The organism is Candidatus Mycobacterium wuenschmannii (assembly GCF_030252325.1).
GTDB classification, from domain to species: domain Bacteria; phylum Actinomycetota; class Actinomycetes; order Mycobacteriales; family Mycobacteriaceae; genus Mycobacterium; species Mycobacterium wuenschmannii.
Genome location: NZ_CP126981.1, coordinates 5,075,146 through 5,094,252 on the forward strand (window position 1 = coordinate 5,075,146; position 19,107 = coordinate 5,094,252).

Annotated in this window: 19 protein-coding genes and 1 pseudogene; 13 read left to right on the plus strand and 7 right to left on the minus strand. The window is 68.2% G+C overall.

Translation table 11 applies throughout. From position 1 onward, the window contains the following. Positions 1-59: 59 nt before the first annotated feature. Positions 60-1,058 (plus strand): TIGR03617 family F420-dependent LLM class oxidoreductase, encoded by a 999-nt coding sequence (locus PT015_RS24485; protein ID WP_285187895.1) that lies wholly within the window; start codon positions 60-62, stop codon positions 1,056-1,058. Here the strand turns inward: PT015_RS24485 and PT015_RS24490 are convergent. Together PT015_RS24490 and PT015_RS24495 are read right to left on the minus strand one after the other, a co-directional pair. Then, complete coding sequence (locus tag PT015_RS24490; protein ID WP_285187897.1) at positions 1,055-2,179, minus strand: hypothetical protein; 1,125 nt, start codon at positions 2,177-2,179, stop codon at positions 1,055-1,057. The genes PT015_RS24485 and PT015_RS24490 overlap by 4 nt on opposite strands. Next, entirely contained in the window at positions 2,180-3,316 is a 1,137-nt protein-coding gene (locus PT015_RS24495) for a phosphotransferase family protein (protein WP_285187899.1), read from the minus strand. A gap of 44 nt (positions 3,317-3,360) precedes the next feature. Here PT015_RS24495 and PT015_RS24500 point away from each other — a divergent pair, with 44 nt between their 5' ends. Further along, positions 3,361-3,975 carry a TetR/AcrR family transcriptional regulator gene (locus PT015_RS24500; protein WP_285187900.1) on the plus strand — a complete coding sequence of 205 codons (615 nt, stop codon included), beginning with the start codon at positions 3,361-3,363 and terminating at the stop codon, positions 3,973-3,975. Beyond that, a pseudogene (locus PT015_RS24505) lies at positions 3,972-4,842 on the plus strand (SDR family NAD(P)-dependent oxidoreductase). The gene PT015_RS24500 and the pseudogene PT015_RS24505 overlap by 4 nt, the downstream one beginning before the upstream one ends. An 84-nt stretch (positions 4,843-4,926) precedes the next feature. On the opposite strand, the gene PT015_RS24510 reads toward PT015_RS24505, so the two are convergent. Continuing rightward, complete coding sequence (locus PT015_RS24510; protein ID WP_285187901.1) at positions 4,927-6,243, minus strand: aminotransferase class I/II-fold pyridoxal phosphate-dependent enzyme; 1,317 nt, start codon at positions 6,241-6,243, stop codon at positions 4,927-4,929. A 38-nt stretch (positions 6,244-6,281) separates the two neighbouring features. Here PT015_RS24510 and PT015_RS24515 point away from each other — a divergent pair, with 38 nt between their 5' ends. From PT015_RS24515 to PT015_RS24560, 10 genes are all read left to right on the plus strand, one after another. Beyond that, positions 6,282-6,953: a pyridoxamine 5'-phosphate oxidase family protein gene (locus PT015_RS24515; RefSeq protein WP_285187902.1), complete on the plus strand. Its 672-nt coding sequence runs from the start codon at positions 6,282-6,284 to the stop codon at positions 6,951-6,953. Then, on the plus strand, positions 6,953-7,405 hold the full coding sequence (locus PT015_RS24520; RefSeq protein WP_285187903.1) for an SRPBCC family protein: 453 nt from the start codon (positions 6,953-6,955) through the stop codon (positions 7,403-7,405). The genes PT015_RS24515 and PT015_RS24520 overlap by 1 nt, the downstream gene beginning before the upstream one ends. Before the next feature lie 40 nt (positions 7,406-7,445). Beyond that, complete coding sequence (locus PT015_RS24525) at positions 7,446-8,396, plus strand: DUF4129 domain-containing protein (protein WP_313825599.1); 951 nt, start codon at positions 7,446-7,448, stop codon at positions 8,394-8,396. Further along, positions 8,393-8,875 carry a hypothetical protein gene (locus tag PT015_RS24530; RefSeq protein WP_285187904.1) on the plus strand — a complete coding sequence of 161 codons (483 nt, stop codon included), beginning with the start codon at positions 8,393-8,395 and terminating at the stop codon, positions 8,873-8,875. The genes PT015_RS24525 and PT015_RS24530 overlap by 4 nt, the downstream gene beginning before the upstream one ends. Positions 8,876-8,894: 19 nt before the next feature. Beyond that, on the plus strand, positions 8,895-9,863 hold the full coding sequence (locus tag PT015_RS24535; RefSeq protein ID WP_285187905.1) for an AAA family ATPase: 969 nt from the start codon (positions 8,895-8,897) through the stop codon (positions 9,861-9,863). Next, complete coding sequence (locus PT015_RS24540) at positions 9,856-11,100, plus strand: DUF58 domain-containing protein (RefSeq protein ID WP_285187906.1); 1,245 nt, start codon at positions 9,856-9,858, stop codon at positions 11,098-11,100. The genes PT015_RS24535 and PT015_RS24540 overlap by 8 nt, the downstream gene beginning before the upstream one ends. After that, complete coding sequence (locus tag PT015_RS24545) at positions 11,100-11,552, plus strand: hypothetical protein (protein ID WP_390888058.1); 453 nt, start codon at positions 11,100-11,102, stop codon at positions 11,550-11,552. The genes PT015_RS24540 and PT015_RS24545 overlap by 1 nt, the downstream gene beginning before the upstream one ends. Before the next feature lie 67 nt (positions 11,553-11,619). Further along, positions 11,620-11,871, plus strand: coding sequence for a three-helix bundle dimerization domain-containing protein (locus PT015_RS24550; protein WP_285187908.1), 252 nt, complete (start codon positions 11,620-11,622; stop codon positions 11,869-11,871). A gap of 80 nt (positions 11,872-11,951) precedes the next feature. Continuing rightward, positions 11,952-12,314 carry an FAD-dependent monooxygenase family protein gene (locus tag PT015_RS24555; protein ID WP_285187909.1) on the plus strand — a complete coding sequence of 121 codons (363 nt, stop codon included), beginning with the start codon at positions 11,952-11,954 and terminating at the stop codon, positions 12,312-12,314. Next, entirely contained in the window at positions 12,311-13,264 is a 954-nt protein-coding gene (locus PT015_RS24560; protein WP_285187910.1) for an FAD-dependent oxidoreductase, read from the plus strand. Before PT015_RS24555 ends, PT015_RS24560 begins: the two co-directional genes overlap by 4 nt. On the opposite strand, the gene PT015_RS24565 is transcribed toward PT015_RS24560, so the two are convergent. Genes PT015_RS24565 through nuoL form a run of 4 tightly spaced genes read right to left on the minus strand, consistent with a single transcriptional unit; the run spans position 13,261 to position 19,104 of the window. Beyond that, the gene (locus PT015_RS24565) at positions 13,261-14,040 is read right to left on the minus strand and encodes an enoyl-CoA hydratase (RefSeq protein ID WP_285187911.1); all 780 of its coding nucleotides are present in this window, start codon (positions 14,038-14,040) and stop codon (positions 13,261-13,263) included. The genes PT015_RS24560 and PT015_RS24565 overlap by 4 nt on opposite strands. Then, complete coding sequence (nuoN, locus tag PT015_RS24570; protein WP_285187912.1) at positions 14,037-15,650, minus strand: NADH-quinone oxidoreductase subunit NuoN; 1,614 nt, start codon at positions 15,648-15,650, stop codon at positions 14,037-14,039. The genes PT015_RS24565 and nuoN overlap by 4 nt, the downstream gene beginning before the upstream one ends. Then, positions 15,647-17,230, minus strand: coding sequence for an NADH-quinone oxidoreductase subunit M (locus PT015_RS24575; protein ID WP_285187913.1), 1,584 nt, complete (start codon positions 17,228-17,230; stop codon positions 15,647-15,649). The genes nuoN and PT015_RS24575 overlap by 4 nt, the downstream gene beginning before the upstream one ends. Further along, positions 17,224-19,104, minus strand: a complete 1,881-nt coding sequence (gene nuoL, locus PT015_RS24580) for an NADH-quinone oxidoreductase subunit L (protein WP_285187915.1) — start codon at positions 19,102-19,104, stop codon at positions 17,224-17,226. The genes PT015_RS24575 and nuoL overlap by 7 nt, the downstream gene beginning before the upstream one ends. Positions 19,105-19,107 lie beyond the last annotated feature (3 nt).

Consider the following 19,107-nt stretch of genomic DNA (forward strand, 5'->3'; position numbering starts at 1 on the left):
TCTCCAGCCTCACTCCTCCTCGGGCGGTCGAACCGCCCGCATCGTCGTAAGGCGGCCCGGTGAAAGTCTTCACAGCTTTGTATGGCCTGACCGACGCAGCCGAGCGCGCGCGGGAGCTTCGCGATGCCGGCGCCGGCGGCGTGGCCACCTTCGAAGGCCCGCACGACGTGTTCGCACCGCTGACGCTGGCGGCGACCGTCCCCGATCTCGAGCTGATGACCAATGTCGCGATCGCGTTCCCGCGCAACCCGATTCATCTGGCCCACCAGGCCTACGACCATCAGTTGCTGAGCTCGGGCCGGTTTGTTCTCGGTCTGGGGACCCAGGTCCGCGCGCAGATCGAGAAGCGGTTCGGCGCCGACTTCGACAAGCCGGTGGCCCGGATGACCGAGTTGATCGCCGCGTTGCGAGCCATCTTCGCGGCCTGGCACTCCGGTGAGCGCCTGGATTTTCGCGGCGACTACTACCGGCACACGCTGATGACGCCGACCTTCAACCCCGGCCCCAATCCCTACGGCCCGCCACCGATCTACGTCGGCGCCCTGGGGCCGCGGCTGACCCGCGCAGTCGCAGAGCACGCCGACGGCCTGCTGGTGATGCCGTTCGGCTCCAAGCGATTCCTGCACGAGCACACCATGCCGATCGTGCGCGAGGGTCTGCAGGCCGCCGGACGCGGCACCGGCGACCTCACCGTGCTGCCCGAAATCATCGTCTCTGCAGGCGAATCCGACGCCGAACTCGAGGCGGCCCACGCACGGACCCGGGCGCTGCTGGCGTTCTACGGCTCGACGCCCGCCTATCGTCCGGTGCTGGCCGCGCACGGCTGGGAGGATCTGCAACCCGAACTGAATGCACTGTCCAAACAGGGCCGCTGGGCGGACATGGGCGGTCTGATCACCGACGAAGTCCTGCACACCATCGCCGCCTGCGGCACACCCACCGATGTGGCCCGGCACATCAGGGACCGTGTCGACGGCGTTGCCGACACCGTGTGCCTGTATCAGGCGGCGCCGATCGGCCTGCAGACGCTGGCCGCGATCATCGACGAATTGCGTTAGGGCGCAACCGTTAACCAGTCTGCGAAGCCGGACGGGTCGTGGCGCCCCAGCGCGCCGTGCTCGTAGAGGCCCCAGCCCTCGACCGGCTCCGCGTCACCGTCGCGGCACACCGCGCGCCCGACGTGATCGATCACCCCGAAGCCCGACCGCCCGATGATCGCCGGGTCGTTCATGTCGTAGGTCAGCCGCTCGGTGAACTTCTCGCCCTTCCACACGCCGTGCAGCCAGTCCGAGTCGCCGCCGTATCCGCCACCGACGTGAATCGGCACCGGCAGCTTGGATTCGACGTCGAAGTGCACCGGCGTGCCGTCGGGCCGGGTGGCGTCGATCGTCGCGCCGGTGGGGATGCGGGTGCCCGAGCGGTAGTGGATCTTGACGCGCGGCCAGCCCAACTGCTCGACGCGGCCGTCGCGCCAGATCCGGGTGCAGTCGTTGAGCGAGCGGAACCCGTCCGGCGCCTCCTGGATGATCAGCACGATCGCGAAGTCCTGGAAGGCGATCGGCACGTACAGCCACCACATGCCCTCGAACGGCGGGTCGGCGGGCCGGCCGGCGGGCTCGGCCTCACCGATCGGCCGGATGCCCCAGGACCGGTCGCGGCTGCCGATCCACGTCTTCGGGTCGACCGGAATCTCCTTGCCGTCTACCACGATCCGGCCGCTCCAACTGCCGAGCTGGGCAAAGCGCTGGGCGTCCAGCGTCACCCGGGTGCCGGAACGCATCAGGTGCGGCTGCTCCTGGACGACGTCGAACAGGCCCTCCCAGGTGAGATCGGCTGCGATTCCTTCGGTTTCGTCGAGGGTGATGCGCAGCTTGTGCAGCGGGTCGATGACCTCGACGCGGTAGCCGTTGACGTGCTGGTTCAGCCGGTCCTGGTCGATGGCGTCGGAGAGGTGCACCGCGGTCTGGGTGTCGCCGCGCCGGATGAGCAGGAAGGCGTCCTTCACCCCGAGGTTGGGGTAGTAGCCGATGCCGCTGATGACGAAGATGTCGCCCGTGCGGTCGTGGGCGTTGAAGTAGGAACGGTCGTAGAAGTTGCGGTCCGAGGAACCCGGCCACGCGATGGGCTGGGGAACCTGGTGTACCGGGAACTCGTCGAGCGGGCCCAGTGCATGCGGCATTTACTGATCCTCTCCGATGAGACGCTTCATCAATCCTGAGTGGTAGAACAGCGATTCGACGCTGTCGGGCCTCTCGGTCTCGCCGAAGTGCACCCGTCGTGCGCCGGTGCGCATGAACACGCACGCCCACATCACGCCCGAGTACACGTAAAACCAATGCAGGTCGCCGATCTCGACCCCGGTCAGCTGCTTGTAGGTGTCGCGGACGTCCTCTTCGCGCATGACACCCGGCAGGCCTTCCAGCGTCGCTAGGCCGGCCAGCTCCTGAAAGACCATGTGCGCAAAGATCATCCACGCGACGTCGAGCTCACGCGGGCCGAGCGTCACCATTTCCCAGTCCAGCACGGCGACCGGGTGAAAGTCGCGGTACAGCACGTTGCCCACGCGTGCATCGCCCCACAGCAGCGCCGGCGTGCCGGCGTCCGCCTCCGTCGGCCAGTTCTCCTCCAGCCAGGTGAACGTCCGCTCCAGCAGCGGTGACCGGCCGATGTCGGGCACCGCGAAGTCGTACCAGGACTTCACCCAATTGAAGTGCTTGCGCAGGGCGGTGTCACCGTGCTGTTCGTCGACGAGAAAGCCAAAGGCCTTCTCCGCGTTCGGAATCGAGTGCAGCTTGGCCAGCACCTCGACCGTCGCGTCCTGGAGTTCGCGCTGCTTTTCGTTCGGGGCGTCGGCGAACCAGTTGCCGCCGAAGGTGTAGGGCATGACGTCCGGCGGCACTTCACCCTCGACGTAGTCCATCAGGAAGAACGGCGTCCCGAGCACCTCACCGGACGGTTCCAGCCAGCGCACGCGTGGCACCGGGACGTCGGTGATCTCGCCGACCTTGCGGATGACGTCGAATTGGTGATCGAGTCGGTAGGTCGGGAACACCTGCACGTCCTCGGCGGTCGGCGCGACCCGCGCCACCAGTTTCTGGGTGACCGGTGTGCCGTCTTCCTCCCAGCGGGCGGTCAGGATGATCGTCTCGGACGACATGCCGGTCGAGTCGATGCCGCTCTCCACGGTGATCTCCGGCGTAACGCCGTCCGCGAGCACGGTCGACATCCACTTCGACAGCACCGCCGGCAGCGTGGTCTTGTCGCGGCTCGAGCGTTGCAGCTTGTCGACTTGATCGAGCACAGGTTCATTCGGCATAGGGCCCTCTTCGCTGAGGCAATTACGATACGGTGGGTAGCGTTATGAAAGCAGACCCATCCTCGGTTGACAAGGCTTCGGGCGCCGGGCGGCCCCGGGACCCGCGTATCGACGCTGCCATATTGGCCGCGACGGCGGATCTGCTTGTGCACATCGGGTATTCGAATTTGACGCTTGCCGCCGTTGCCGAACGGGCGGGGACGACGAAGACCGCGCTGTACCGACGCTGGTCGAGCAAGGCCGAGCTGGTGCACGAGGCGGCTTTCCCGACAGCGCCGACGGCACTGGTCGGACCGACCCGCGGAATGGCGGCCGACCTGCGGGCGATGATCGCGGCCGCGCGCGACGTGTTCACCACCCCGGTGGTGCGTGCCGCGCTGCCCGGCCTGGTCGCCGACATGAGCGCCGATGCCGAGTTGAATGCCCGAGTGATGTCGCGGTTCGAGGGTCTCTTCGCCGCGGTGCGGGTGCGACTCGGTGAGGCGGTACACCGCGGCGAGGTGCATCCGGACGTCGACCCGGACCGGCTGATCGAATTGATCGGCGGATCGACGTTGCTGCGCATGCTGCTCAGCCCCGATCAACCGCTCGACGAGGCGTGGGTCGACCAGACCACCGCGATCCTCGTGCACGGCGTGACAGTAGGGTCGGGCCGATGACCGGACGACTGGACGGGCGCGCCGCGATCGTCACCGGCGCCAGCCGCGGGCTGGGTCGCGAGATCGCCTTGGCGCTGGCCGCCGAGGGGGCTTCCGTCGCGGTGGTCGGGCGCACCGAAAAGGTATGGGACGAAAGGCTTTCCCGGCACGATCGGAGAGACCGTCGCCGAGATCGAGGCGGCCGGCGGGCGTGCGTTGCCGATCCGGGCCGACCTGCTCGACCGCGACGACATTGCCCGCTTGGTCGGCGAGGCCCGAGATGCGTTGGGCCCGATCACCATTCTGGTCAACAACGCGGCGTTCACCGCCCCCGGCCGGCCGCCGAAGCCGGGTGACGAGGCGCGGCCCAAGACGGCTCGGGCGGCCGTGGGCGGCGCGAGAGCAGACTTCCCGCCGGTACTCGGTACGCCGCTCGGCGCGTACCGGCGGCATTTCGAGATCGCGGTGTTCGGCGCCTATGAGCTGATCCAGTTGGTCTGCCCGGACATGATGGCGGCGGGCGTCGGCTCGATCGTCAACATCAGCTCGGTCGCGTCGCGGCTGCCGGGCGACGGGCCGTATCCCGACCGCAGCGCGGGCGTGCTGCCCGGCTACGGGGGGTCCAAGGCCGCACTCGAGCATCTGACGTCGTGTGCCGCCTACGACCTGGCGCCGCACAACATCGCGGTCAACGCCCTGTCGCCGTCGAAAGCGATTATGACGCCTGGCCTTTCGTACTACGCCCGCGACTTCGACGAGGTGTCGACCGCCGCGGAGTTCGCTCGCGCGGCGGCCGAGCTGGTGTCGCTGAGCCCGTCGGTGGTGACCGGTCGGACGATCGGGCACCTGCAGGTGCTGGACGGCAGCTTCCGCGCTTTCGGCACCTAGGCCGCCGCCGCCATCGCGAGACAGCAGCCACGGTCGTGGTTTGAGTCGAATCGCAACCCTGGCTGCTGTCTCGCGACGAGATGACTACACGCTGGCCCGGCCCACACCGAGCACCGCCTCGGCCAGAGCATCGGCCAGGGCGTCGATCTCGTCGGCGCCGAGCGCGGAGATGGTGACCCGCATGCCCGGGGGACTGCCGATCCGGAAGCGTGAGCCGGGCGCGGCAGCCCACCCGGCGCTCAATAGCCTTGTGATCGAGACTGTTTCGTCGGCAACCGGAATCCAGACGTTGAGCCCGGACCGGCCGTGCGATTGCACACCTCGGTCGGCCAGGGCGGCGCGCAGCGCTTCTCGGGTTCGGGTGTAGGTGACCTCGGCGCCGTGCACCAACCGGCCGGCGGCCTTGTCGGTCCACAAGCTGACCGCGAGGTCTTGCAGCAGGTGGCTGATCCATCCCGGGCCTAGCCGCAGCCGCCCCTGCACACGTTGCACCGTGCGTTCGTCACCGGTCAACAAAGCCAGTCGGAGATCGGGGCCGTACGCCTTTGCCGCCGAACGCACGAAGGCCCAGTGTTGCGTGGTGCCCGCCAGCGGGTGCAGCGGTGCGCCCGCGATGCCGGCGCAGTGGTCGTCCTCGATGAGCAACACGTCCCGGTGCTCGGCTAGCAACAGCCGCAACTCGTCGGCGCGCGCACCCGATATCGCTGCGCCCGTGGGGTTTTGGGCCCGAGATGTCAGCACCATCGCACCTGCGCCGCGGCGTAGTGCCTGAGTCACATCGGCCGTGAGTGGCCCGTCGTCGTCCACTCGCACCGGCTCCGCCGAAACATCAAGCGCGGCAAGCAGATCCAGCAGGTTGGCCCAGCCGGGGTCCTCGACGGCGACCCGGTCCCCGGGTCGCAGGTGAGCGGCCAGAACACGCTCGATGCCGTCGAGGGCCCCCGCCGTCACCGCGATGTGCTCCGCCGGCACACCGTCGGCTGCCAGCGACGACGTCGCGAAGTCGGTGAGCTCGGCCGAGACCGCCGGATCTCCGTACAACACAGGGGATCTGCGAGCCGGACCGGGCCGGGCCACCGGCAGCAGCGCGGGATCGGGATTACCGGTAGACAGGTCGCGCGCACCCGGCGGAACGGCGATGCCGCGCAGCGATCGGGGGGTCGTCGCCGGCCGGCTGCGCACCCGGGTACCGCGGCGCCCCGCGGTCTCGACTGCGCCGCGTTGCCGCAACAGGCGATAGGCGGCGGCGACGGTGTTGGCATTGACCCCGAGTCGACCAGCCAGCTCACGAATCGGCGGCAGCTCGGCACCGGGCGTCAGGGCGCCGGACGAGATCGCCGCCTCGACGTCGGACGCAATTGACTCGGCACCCGTCCCTCTGATCAGATATTGTCCTGGCACATAAATAAGTATGTACTAGTGCAAAACAGGAGGCAACCGTGACGGCGGATCAGGCGTACGCGCCCACAGCGCGGACCGTGCCCACCCGATATCGCGAGCGCGCCCGCTACGACCGCGCCACCGTGCACGGCATCCTCGACGAGGCGCTGATCTGCCACGTCGGCGTCGCCGGCGCCGAGGGGCCGGTGGTGTTGCCCACCATCCACGCTCGCGTGGGCGAAACGCTCTACCTGCACGGATCTACCGGCAGCGCCCCCATGCTCGCGGCCGCGGGCGCTCCCGGCGGTCTGGCGGTCTGCGTCACCGCCACGCTGGTGGACGGGCTGGTGATGGCTCGGTCGTGGATGCACCACTCCATGGAATTCCGGTCGGTCGTGGCCGTCGGCAACGCGCGACTGGTCACCGACGGCGACGAGAAACAGCGGGCGCTCGCGGCGGTGGTCGACCATGTCGCCGCCGGTAGGGCGGCCGACAGCAGGCCGCCGAGCGCCCGTGAACTCGCGGCCACCGCCGTGATCGCGCTCGACCTCCGGGAAGTCTCGGCGAAGGTGCGCGTCGGCGGGCCGGTCGACGACGACGACGACCTCGCGCTGCCGCACTGGGCCGGGGTTCTGCCGCTCACGCTGCAACCGGGCACACCGATCCCCGCCGACGGCCTCGATCCGGCGATCGAACTGCCGGCGTACCTGACGCACTATCGTCGAGGCTGATGACGGACGACGCACCGCGAGTGATCAGCGCGAGCCGGGAAATAGCGGCCGGCGCCGACGGCATTTTCGAGCTCATCGCCGACCCTGCCCAGCAGCCCCGGTGGGACGGTAACGACAACCTCGCGAACACCGAAGCCGGACAACGGGTTCGGGCCGTTGACGATATGTTCACCATGACCCTGACCAATGGCCGCGTGCGCGAGAATCGAGTTGTCGAGTTCGACGAGGGCCGTCGCATCGCCTGGAATCCGTCCGAGGTAGGCCAACCGCCGCCCGGCCACCTCTGGCGCTGGGAACTCGAGCCGCTGGACGACGGGCGCACCCGGGTCACCCACACCTACGACTGGACTCGGCTGACCGACGCGAAGCGCCTGCCGCACGCCCGCGCGATGACGCCCGACCACCTACGGGCCTCGCTGGACCGGCTCGCGGAGCTGGCCGAGAGGTCCTAAAACCTGGCCGTCCGGCTCGACTCCGTGCCACGATGGGAACTTGTCGAGCTTGCCGATCGTGGACAAGGCGACGGCCCGGGTGGTCGCCGTGATCGTGCTGCTGATCGCCACCGCCGCGGCGCTGCGCGGGTATCTCCCCGGAGTCCAGCACGCTGACCGGCCGCCCCCGCAGGGCAACGCGTCGCTGGCCTACGTGGCAGTGCTGCTCGGTGTGTCGCTCGTCATCGTGGGGGTGTCGGTGATCGCCCGGCTGCGCGATCCGCGCCGGGTGGCCGGCAGTGCGAGCCCGCTGCCGACGCGACTTTCCAAGGGTGGTGGCCGGCCGGCCTGGCGGGTGCTGCTGATCGCGGCCGGGGTGCTGCTGGTCTGGCTGGTCCTGCTGTGGGTGCTGTCGCGCTACATCGGCCCGCAGCAGATGGACCAGCCGCCGTCCGTGCCGAGACATCCGACGCCACCGCCATCGGCCAACGTCCCGCAGCCGCCGGGTCGACAGGATGCCGAACCCGATCGCGGTGTGCTGCGGTACCTGATCGGCGGCACGGCGGCGCTGTTGGCGATGATCGTGATCGGCGCGGTGCTGTCCCGTAGGCGACGAGTCGGCACGCCCGCGGGCGTCGCGGTGTCACCCGCCGGCCAGCCGATGCCTGTCGCCGCGGCGGCGGCGACCTCACTGGTGCGGGCGGCGGAAAGCGGCCTGGCTGAGGTCGAGGATCCCAATCACGAACCGCGACAAGCGATCATCGCGTGCTATGCGGCAATGGAGCGTGAGCTTCGGCGCTTCCCCGGTGCCATCCCACAGGACTTCGACACTCCGACGGAGGTGCTGGCGCGCGCAGTCGAACACCGTGCGTTGCATGTCGACAGCGCGACGGAGTTGGTGAACCTGTTCGAGGAGGCCCGGTTCAGTCCGCACGTGATGACGGAGACGCACCGGGGCCGCGCCGTCGACGTCTTGCAGCTAGTACTCGCAGACATCCGGAGCTCGGTGTGAAAAGGCTGATAGCACTGGGAGTTTCGGTGATCCTCTGTGCGGAACTGGTCGCGCTGTCGCTGCACGACCGCCGGTTGGTGCTCTGGGCCGCCGGCGCCGCGGTGTTGTTCGCGTTGGTCAACGTGCGCCAGGTGCTGGGGCGTGACATCGACGCGCCGCCGCCCGAGATCCCCAATGCGCTGGAGGAGACGCTGCGCAGCTGGTTGTCCCGGACGCAGACCCTGATCCATCGGTCGGAATCCACCCGGGCCGACTGGGATCGCCATCTGCGCCCAATGTTGGCCCGTCGGTTCGGGATCGCCACCGGTCAGAAGCAGACCAAGGATCCGGCGGCGTTCGCCGCCACGGGTCGCGCCCTGTTCGGCTCCGAGCTATGGGGGTGGGTAGACCCCAACAACGTGTCGCGGACCGGCATGAGCGAACCCGGACCCGGCCGGGCGATGCTCGAAGAGATCCTGGAACGGCTCGAGCAGGTATGACAGGGGGAAGGCGTCCGAAATGACTTCGGAGACTGTGGAATCGACAACGGCCCGTGCGGTGGCGGTGCTAGACGAGATCGAACGCGTCGTGGTCGGCAAGCGCGAGGCGCTGACGCTGATCCTGACGACCGTGCTCGCCCGCGGCCACGTCTTGATCGAAGACCTCCCGGGCCTGGGAAAGACACTGATCGCCCGGTCGTTCGCCGCGGCGCTCGGGCTGGATTTCACCCGTGTGCAGTTCACCCCCGACCTGCTGCCGGCGGACCTGCTCGGTTCGACGGTCTACGACATGCGTTCGGGCCAATTCGATTTCCGCCCCGGTCCGATCTTCACCCATCTGCTGCTGGCCGACGAGATCAACCGCACACCGCCCAAGACCCAGGCCGCGCTGCTGGAGGCGATGGCCGAGGGCCAGGTCAGCATCGACGGAGTGACCCATCCGCTGCCGCAGCCGTTCATCGTGCTGGCCACCGACAATCCGATCGAATACGAGGGCACGTATCCGCTGCCGGAGGCGCAACTCGACCGGTTCGCGGTGCGGCTCGAACTTCGCTATCTCTCGGAGCGCGACGAGGTTTCGATGCTGCGCCGCCGCCTGGATCGCGGATCGGCCGAGCCGATGGTCAATCAGGTTGTGGATCAACATGATCTGATGGCGATGCGCGAATCCGTCGAGCAGGTGAGCGTACATGAGGACGTGCTGAACTACGTGGTGTCGCTGGCCGCCGCGACGCGTCACCACCCGCAGGTTGCGGTCGGCGCCAGCCCGCGCGCGGAAATCGACCTGGTGCAACTCGCGCGGGCCCGCGCCCTGCTCCTCGGCCGCGACTACGTCGTCCCCGAGGACATCAAGGCCCTGGCGCCGGCGGCGGTGGCACACCGGATCACCTTGCGGCCCGAGATGTGGGTACGCAAGATCCAGGGCTCGGACGTCGTCGAGGAACTGTTGCGGCGGTTGCCCGTACCGCGCACCCGCAGCGATGATTGAAACGCGCGAGGTCCAGTTGCATTGGCGTGCATCGGCATTGACGCGGGCCATCGCCACCTGCGCCGCCCTCGCTCTGGCCGTCGGGCTGATCAGGTCGAGCTGGCAACTGGTCGCGTTCGCGGCGCCGCTGCTCGGGGTGCTCTGCTCGATCAGCTGGCAGCGGCCGCTGCCCAGGGTCACCGTGCACGCCGAACCCGGATCGCAGCGGTGCTTCGAGTCGGAGCCGATGCAGCTGAGCATGTGGGCGGACACCGAAACAGTCGGCACCGCAATCAAACTCACCGCCTCGGTGGTCGACGGAATGACGCTCGACGTGACGCCGGGGGAGCGCCTGACCGTCACCACCAGCGCCGAACGATGGGGACGCTACCCCGTTCGGGGCACCGTCGACGTCGTCGCGCACGGCGGACTGCTGACCGGCGTCGGCACGGTCGACGCGGCGGAGGTGATCGTCTTCCCGATGACGCCACCCCAGCCGACCGCCCTGCCGCCGACCGAACTGCTCGACCGGCTGGGCACCCACCTGACCCGCCACATCGGCCGGGGCGTCGAGTACGCAGACATCCGCACCTACGTGCCCGGCGATCAACTGCGCACGGTCAATTGGCCGGTGAGCGCCCGTCGCGGCCGACTGCACGTGACCCAGCGACTGACCGACCGCTCCGCCGACGTCGTGGTGCTGATCGACGGGTACCCGCAGCCCGCCGGGCCCGCGAGCGAGGCCACCGAACGCATCGTGCGCGGGGCCGCGCAGGTGGTGCAGACCGCACTGCGCAACGGCGACCGGGCCGGCATCGTCACGCTCGGCGGCCGCAGGCCACGCTGGCTCGGAGCCGACATCGGGCAGCGCCAGTTCTACCGTGTGCTGGATGCCGTGCTCGACGCGGGCGACGAATTCGAGAGCACCACAGGAACATTGGCGCCACGGGCCGCGATCCCGTCGGGCGCGATCGTGGTGGGCTTCTCGACGCTGCTCGACACCGAGTTCGCGCTGGCGCTGATCGACCTGCGGCGGCGCGGGCACGTCGTGGTCGCGGTCGACGTGCTGCAAGGCGCTCCGTTCCGCACGGCCCAGGATCCGCTGGTCGACCGGATGTGGGCGTTGCAGCGCTCGGCCATGTACCGAGACATGGGGACCGTCGGCGTCGACGTGGTGGCCTGGCAGGCCGACCGCGCGCTGGACCAGTCCATGCAGGCCGTGCCCGATCACCGTCGCCGGTTGGCGGGACGACGATGATGCGGCGGGGCGCGGCGCACGTCCTGGCGACGGGGTGTGGCTTGCTGATGGTGGCCGCCGTCGGTGTCGGGACCCACGGTCCGGCACGGGCGATCGCGGCGGCGGCGGTGATTGCGGTGGCGCTGGCCGCCGTGTTCCGTCCGGTCGCCACCTTCGCCGTTCTGCTCACCGTGGCTGTTATTGGTGTGACCGGCGCGACGGCGTTGGTGGCCGCGGTCGCGGGCCTCTCGGCGGCGGTCTATCTGGTGCTGCGGCACGCAGCCGCGAGCGGTGTCGGGCTGGACTCGGTGAGCGCCGCGACGCTGATCGCCGCGATGGGGTTCACGCTGGCGGGCCTGGTCGCGGCCGCTTTTCCGCTGCAAGTGCCGTGGCTGCCGTTGCTCGCGCCGCTGGCCGTGTTCGCCGCGTACCTGCTGGCCGCCCGGCCGTTTCTGCGCGACGACGGCGACTAGGAGATGCCCGTCACAGCATGGCGAAACGCGTCTTGACCGGTGGTCTGTTGGGGGCAACAATATGCGGATGCCGCAAGAAGAGCGGGCGTTGATCAGCGACGTCGAACGTCGCCTCGCCGAGAAGTACTCGGCGCTTCCGATGGACCATGTCGCCGCCGTTGTGCGGCATGCGTACGCGCAGTTTCAGGCCAGCCGGGTGCGGGATTTCATTCCGTTGCTGGTCCAGCGGCGTGCCGATGAGGAACTCGAGGAGTTGAGCGTCCTGCGGCCCGACCTGGCGGCGGTAGCGCTCGATGATTTCACCACCGCCGGCGTCTGACGGCTTGGCAGTTTCGGCCTAATTCTTTAACTACCTCGGTACCGTGACTCCGCAGGGGCTATCTGCGAGGGGGAGTTTCGGTGACCAGACTTGGGGAGCGCGCGATCGTCTGTGGCGCGGGCATGGGCGGTCTGCTCGCCGCTCGGGTGCTCAGTGACTTCTACGACTCGGTGACTGTGATCGAGCGGGACAAGCTACCGGAGGCTGTCGATCACCGGCGGGGAGTGCCGCAGAGCCGGCACTTCCATGTCTTGTGGAGCCGCGGCGCTCAGGAACTGGACCGGCTCTTCCCGGGAATTCACGACGAAACGGTCGCGGACGGCGCGGCGATATGCGACGACGGCGACATGTCCCGGGTATCGATTCGGGTGGCCGGACACGAGCTGAGCCGCGAGGGCAAGTTCAGCGACCCGTCGGCGGTGACACTGCACCTGTTCTGTTGAGTCGGCCGCTGCTGGAAGGCCACGTCCGGCGTCGGGTCAAGGCGATCGACAACGTCGAAATCCTCGACGGACACGAGCTTGTCGCGCCGATCGCGCCTACGCCGCAACGCGTCACCGGAGTCGTTATCTCAGACCGCGAGACCGGCGACGAGCGGCGACTGGACGCGGACCTGGTGGTCGACGCGATGGGCCGCGGCGCACGGACGCCCGCGTTCCTGGAGGACCTGGGCTACGAACGACCGCCCGTCGAAAAGTCGAAGACGACCGCCAACTACGCCAGCCTGCTGATGCGCATCCCCGAGGGCATCATCAAAGAAAAGATGACGTTCGTCGTGCCAGAGCCGACCAAGGCGACAGGAGGGGCGTTCTCGGTCTACGAGCACGACACCTGGATCTTCACGCTGACCCGCGTAGCCGACAACGAGCCGCCCCAAGATCTCACCGGAATGATCCGCATGGCAACGCAATTCGCCCCTCCCGCACTACTACGGGCATTGAAACGGGGTCAGCCGATCAGTGAGATCTCCGTGTTCCGCTACCCGGGGGCAACCTGGCGGCGCTATGACCAAATGGAGCGGTTCCCGGCGGGCTTCCTGGTGTTCGGCGACGCGATCTGCAGCACCAATCCGATCTACGGCCAGGGTATGACGGTGGCCGCGCTGGAAGCGACCGCGCTGCAACGGCTTCTGGCCCAAGGAAGCGACGGCGTCGCACAGCGTTTCTTCGCGGCCGCGGCCGAGCAGATCGGACCGATGTGGGCGTCCAACCAGTTCAACGATCGCTACATGGACAGCGGCGACCCCGAGGATGCGCCGTCCAAGGAGTTACTGGACTTCCGTGACGCGATGCTGTCGGCGGCGGAGACGAGTCCGGCCATGAGTGAAAAGCTCTACAGATCAATGAATCTCGTCGATCCGCCAACCGACTACAGTCCGCTGCTGGCGAACTAGCCCTGCGACTCGATCTGGCGCCGATTGCGCGCACTGATCTCGGTGTAGCGGTCTTTGAGGCCGTCACGGTCCAGCGTCTGCGCGCCGGCGATCGCCTGCTCGGCCGCGAGCGCCGGATCGATGACCGGCGCAGCGCCGGTGACGTAGATGTCCTTGAGTCCGGCCATGATCGGTCCGGGCACCTCAGCGATCTGGCCAGCGAGTTCGACCGCCCGGGTCAATAGCCGGTCGTGCGGGACGACCTCGGTGACCAGGCCGATCCGCTCGGCCCGTGCCGCGTCGATCACCTCGCCGGTCATGGACAACCGCCGCGCCATCGCGGCGCCGACGACGTGGGGGAGGCGCGCCGTCATCCCGCCACCGGGCAGGATTCCGACGCGGGCGTGGGTGTCGGCGAACACCGCGCGCTCCGATGCGACGAGAAAGTCGCAGCCCAAGGCCATTTCGAGCCCGCCGGTGAACACCGCGCCATTGATGGCGCCGACGATCGGGGTGCGCATCTCACCGGTTTGGCGGATGCAACTCTGGTCCTTGAACTGCTCGAAGTAGACCGAGCCGAGCCGCTGCGCCTCTTTGAGGTCGACGCCCGCGCAGAACGCCGGGTCGGCGCCGGTGAGGACCACCGCGCGTACCGACGGATCGTCGTCGGCGTCGCGTAGCGCCGCGTACAGCGTACCGATCAGGTCCGGGCTCAACGCATTTCGCTTCTCGGGCCGGTTCATGGTCAACACCCGGACCGCGCCGGTGTCGTCGCTGAGAACCAGCGAAGGAGTCACGAGAGGAACTGCGCGGCCTGCCGGGCGAGGTCGAGCAGCGGCTGGGGGAAGATGCCCAACCCGATGGTGATGGCCGCGCAGACCGCGATGGCCGCCTTGCTCCAGAAGCTCGGCATCACGACGTGGACAGGCTCGGCATGCGACTCGGTGAAGAACATCAGCACGATCACCCGGACATAGAAGTACGCGGCGATGGCGCTGCCGATCACACCGACGATCACCAGCGGGACCGCTCCGCCCTTGGCCGCGGCCGAGAACACCGCGAACTTGCTGATGAAACCACTCGTCAGCGGGATGCCGGCGAATGCCAGCAGGAACATCGAAAACAGCAGGCCGACAACGGGATACCGCTGACCCAAACCGGCCCAGTGCGCGGTGGTGGCGTCTTCATTGCCGTGCGCGTCGCGGATCAGGCTGACGACGGCGAACGCCCCCACCGTGCTGAAGCTGTAGGCGACCAGGTAGAACATCGTCGCCGCGAGGCCGACCGCGTTGTCGGCGATCACGCCGGTGAGCAGGAAGCCCACGTGCGCGATCGACGAGTAGGCCAGCATCCGCTTCACGTCGGTCTGCGTCACCGCAGTGATGGTGCCGACCGCGATGGTCAAGATCGCGATGGCCCACAGCACCGGACGCCACTGGTCGTGCAGCGGCGGCAGCGCGACGTAGACAACCCGCAGCAGCGCGCCGAACGCGGCGACCTTGGTCGCGGCCGCCATGAAGCCGGTGATCGGCGTCGGTGCCCCCTGGTACACGTCGGGGATCCAGGAGTGGAACGGCACGGCGCCGACCTTGAACAACAGGCCCACCGACAACAACGCGACACCGATCAGCGCGGTCGAGTGACTGTGGCCGGCGGCCAGCGCCTTCGCGATGCCGGGCAGTGACAGCGTGTCGGTGGCCCCGTACAGCAGCGCTACGCCATACAGGAAGAACGCCGACGAAAAGGCGCCCAGCAGAAAGTATTTCACCGCAGCTTCCTGCGACAGCAGGCGACGATGCCGGGCCAGTCCGCAGAGCAGGTAGAGCGGCAGCGACAGCACTTCGAGCGCCACGAACATGGTCAGCAGGTCGTTGGCCGCGGGGAACACCAGCATGCCGCCGACCGCCAACATCGTCAGCGGGAACACCTCGGTCTGGCTGGCGCCGGCCCGCTCCGCCTCGTGCTCAGCCGCGCTGTCCGGAACCGCGGATGCCTGCGGCGTAAAGGCTTCCAGCCCCGCGGGGGCATGTGAGGTGGCCGTCGCGGTGCCGGGGCCGGCGGCGGGATTGTCGCCCTTGTAGCGCTCCGCGAAGAAGAAGATGGCGAGGACCGCGACCAGCAGGACGGCGCCCTGCAGCAACAGGGTCGGCCCGTCGACGGCCAGCGCATGCAAGACCGCGTAGCGGCCCGGGGGATCAAGCTGGCGGGAGACGACGATGACCGCGGCGATCGCGGCGACCAATCCACCGAGCGCGAGCAGGACCTGAGCGCCGTAGCGGGCCCGCCGAGGCAGGAAGGCCTCGACCAACACGCCGACGACCGCGACGCCGAAGACGATGAAAACGGGTGACAGCAGACCGTATTCGACGCTGGGAGTGGGTGCTGCGGAGGCCAGAAGAGACGTCATCGGTGCGGTCCTTCCGCGATTCCGGGTACGTGAGCAGTGCCGGGTCGCACGATGGGCGCCGGGTCGTGCGCACCGATGGTCGCCATGGTGTCGCCCACCGCCGGGTTGATGATGTTGAGCACCGGCTTCGGGTAGATCCCCAGCACCAGCAGCAGCAGGAGAAGTGGTGCTACGACCAGGATCTCGCGCGGTACCAGGTCGCGGATCCGCTCGTTACCCGGTGTGACCGGGCCGGTCATCACCCGCTGGTACAGCCACAGGATGTAGATCGAGGACAGCACCAAGGCGGTGACGCCGAACGCCGCGGCCAGCCAGTAACGGTTGTAAGTGCCCAGCAGCACCAGGAATTCGCTGACGAACGGCGCGAGGCCGGGCAGCGACACCGTCGCCAGGCCGGCGACCAGGAACGTGCCCGCCAGCACCGGGGCCACCTTCTGGATCCCGCCGTAGGCGGCGATCGACCGGGTGCCGCGGCGCGACACCAGGAAGCCGGCGATCAGGAACACCGCGGCGGTGGAGATGCCGTGGTTGAGCATGTAGAGGGTCGACCCGCTCTGGCCCTGGCTCGTCATCACGAAGATGCCGAGAATGATGAATCCGAAGTGCGAGATCGACGTGTAGGCGATCAGGCGCATGATGTCGGTCTGCCCGATCGCCACGATCGCGCCGTAGATCACGCCGATGACCGCCAGTGCGACGATGACGGGCCGGAAATACGTTGAGGCGTCAGGGAACAACTGCAGGCAGTAACGCAGCATGCCGAACGTGCCGACCTTGTCCATCACCGCGGTAATGAGGACCGCGGTCGCGGGTGTCGACTCCACCGCGGCGTCGGGCAGCCAGCGGTGGAACGGCCACAGCGGCGCCTTGATGGCGAACGCGAACATGAATCCCAGGAACAGCGCCTTCATCACCCCCGACGAGGCGCCGAGGGTGCCGGTGGTGACGGCCGCGACGATCTGCCGGAAATCGAAGGTGCCCGTGCCGTGTTCGGCGGTCACCACGTACAGCCCGATCACCGCGGCCAACATGATCAGCCCGCCGAACAGGTTGTACAGCAAGAACTTCACCGCGGCCTTCGAGCGATGGGCGCCACCGCCGAATCCGCCGATGAGGAAGTACATCGGGATCAGCATGGCTTCGAAGAACACGTAGAACAGCAGCACATCCAGCGAGACCACGGAGATGAGCACCATCGACTCGATGGTCAACGTCAACGCCACGTAGGCCTGCGTACCGCGGGACCGCTCGCCGCCGTCGTTCCAGCCGGCAATCAACAGGAACGGCACCAGGATAGTGGTCACGAGCACCAGCATCAGCGCGATGCCGTCGACTCCGATGGTGTAGCCGGCGCCGAAAGCCGGTATCCACGGGTGAGATTCGGTGAACTGATAGGTCGCGCCGCCGGCTTTGAACGCCAATGCGAGCCCGATCGACAGCGCCAGCACAACGACCGACACGGCCACGCCGAGCCACTTGGCGAACTGCCGGCCGCCCGCGGGGATCAGGATGATCACGACGGCGCCGACCAACGGCAGCAGCCAGAGGATCGACAGCCAGGGCAGGTGAGCACTTACCACGTTTGCACCGCCAGGATCGCGGCGGCGACGAGCGCCGCTCCGGCCAACATCGACAACGCGTAGTTACGGGCGAACCCGGTCTGGAAGGTGCGCAGCCACTGGGATGTGCGACCCACCAGATTGGCCAGCCCGGTGACCGAGCCGTCCACGCCCTGATCGTCGAATTCGACCAGCGCATGGGTGAGTTGAGCACCCGGTCGCATGAACACCTCCTCGTTGAAGGCATCGCCGTAGAGGTCGCGGCGGGCCGCGACGGTCAGTACGGAACCGGCGGGCGCGGTCTCGGGGACCGGCTTGCCGAGGTAACGCCACAGCGCGAACAGGAAGCCCACCGCGACGATGGCGACGGCCACGGCGCTCACCACCCAACTCGGCGCGACCGGCGTGCTCTCCTCGAACGTGGTAACCGGCTCGAGCCAGTGCTGCAGCGTGCCGCCCCAGCCGAGCAGTCCGCCGGAGAACACCGACCCGACCGCGAGCAGGATCATCGGCGAGGCCATCAGCGCGGGAGCCTCGTGTGGATGCGCGTCCTCGGCCCAACGCTTTTCGCCGAAGAAGGTCAGCAGCATCACCCGGGTCATGTAGAACGCCGTGATGCCCGCGCCCAGCAGGGCGGTGCCGCCGAGGATCCAGCCGCCGGCCCCACCGGCGCCCAGCGCGGCCTCGATGATGGCGTCCTTGGAGAAGAAGCCGGCGAACGGCGGGACCCCGATGATCGCGAGGTAGCCGAGGCCGAAGGTGGCGAAGGTGACCGGCAGCGCGCTGCGCAGGCCGCCGTAATGGCGCATGTCCTGCTCCTCGTGCATCGCGTGGATGATCGACCCGGAACCGAGGAAGAGGCCGGCCTTGAAGAAGCCGTGGGTGAGCAGGTGCAGGATCGCGAACGCATACCCGGCCGGGCCGAGGCCCGCGGCGAGCACCATGTAGCCGATCTGGCTCATCGTCGACGCTGCCAGCGCGCGCTTGATGTCGTCCTTGGCGCAGCCGATGATCGCCCCGAACATCAGCGTGACGGCGCCGACGATGATCACACCGAGGCGGGCGTCGGGAGACAGGCTGTAGAGCGGGTTGCACCGCACGATCAGGTACACACCGGCGGTCACCATCGTCGCGGCGTGGATCAGCGCGGACACCGGAGTGGGGCCTTCCATCGCGTCCCCGAGCCAGGCCTGCAGCGGGACCTGGGCGGATTTCGCGCAGGCGCCCGACAGCAGCAGCAGACCGATCCAGGTCAGCGCGCTGTGGCTGGCGCCGGGCGCCGAACCGAATGCGCCGGAGTACGACAGCGTGCCGAAGTTGGCGAAGATGACGAAGATCGCCAGCGCCAGGCCGGCGTCACCGACCCGGTTCATCACGAACGCTTTCTTGGCTGCGGTCGCGGCGGTCGGCTTGTGATACCAGAACCCGATCAGCAGGTAGGACGCTAGACCAACGCCCTCCCAGCCGGCGTAGAGGCCGACGAAGTTGTCGGCCACCACCAGCAGCAGCATCGCCGCCAGGAACAGGTTGAGGTAGGCGAAAAACCTACGGCGATCGGGATCTTCGGCCATGTAGGCCACCGAGTAGATGTGGATCAACGACCCGACGCCGGTGATCAGCAGCACGAAACAGATGGACAGCTGGTCGATTTGGAGGCCGAAGTCGACCTGGAGGCCGTTGACGGGAATCCAGGTGAACAGGTTCTGCATGATCGTCCGGCCGTCGCCGTGACGACCGAGCAGGTCGGTCAGCAGCGTCACGCCGACACCGAACGAGCCCAGCGCCGTCAGGCAGCCCAGCCAGTGTCCCCACGAATCGGTGCGCCTGCCGCCGAGCAGCAGGATCGCGGCGCCGGCCGCGGGCAGCGCGACGAGCAGCCAGGTGAAATGTGTCATCCC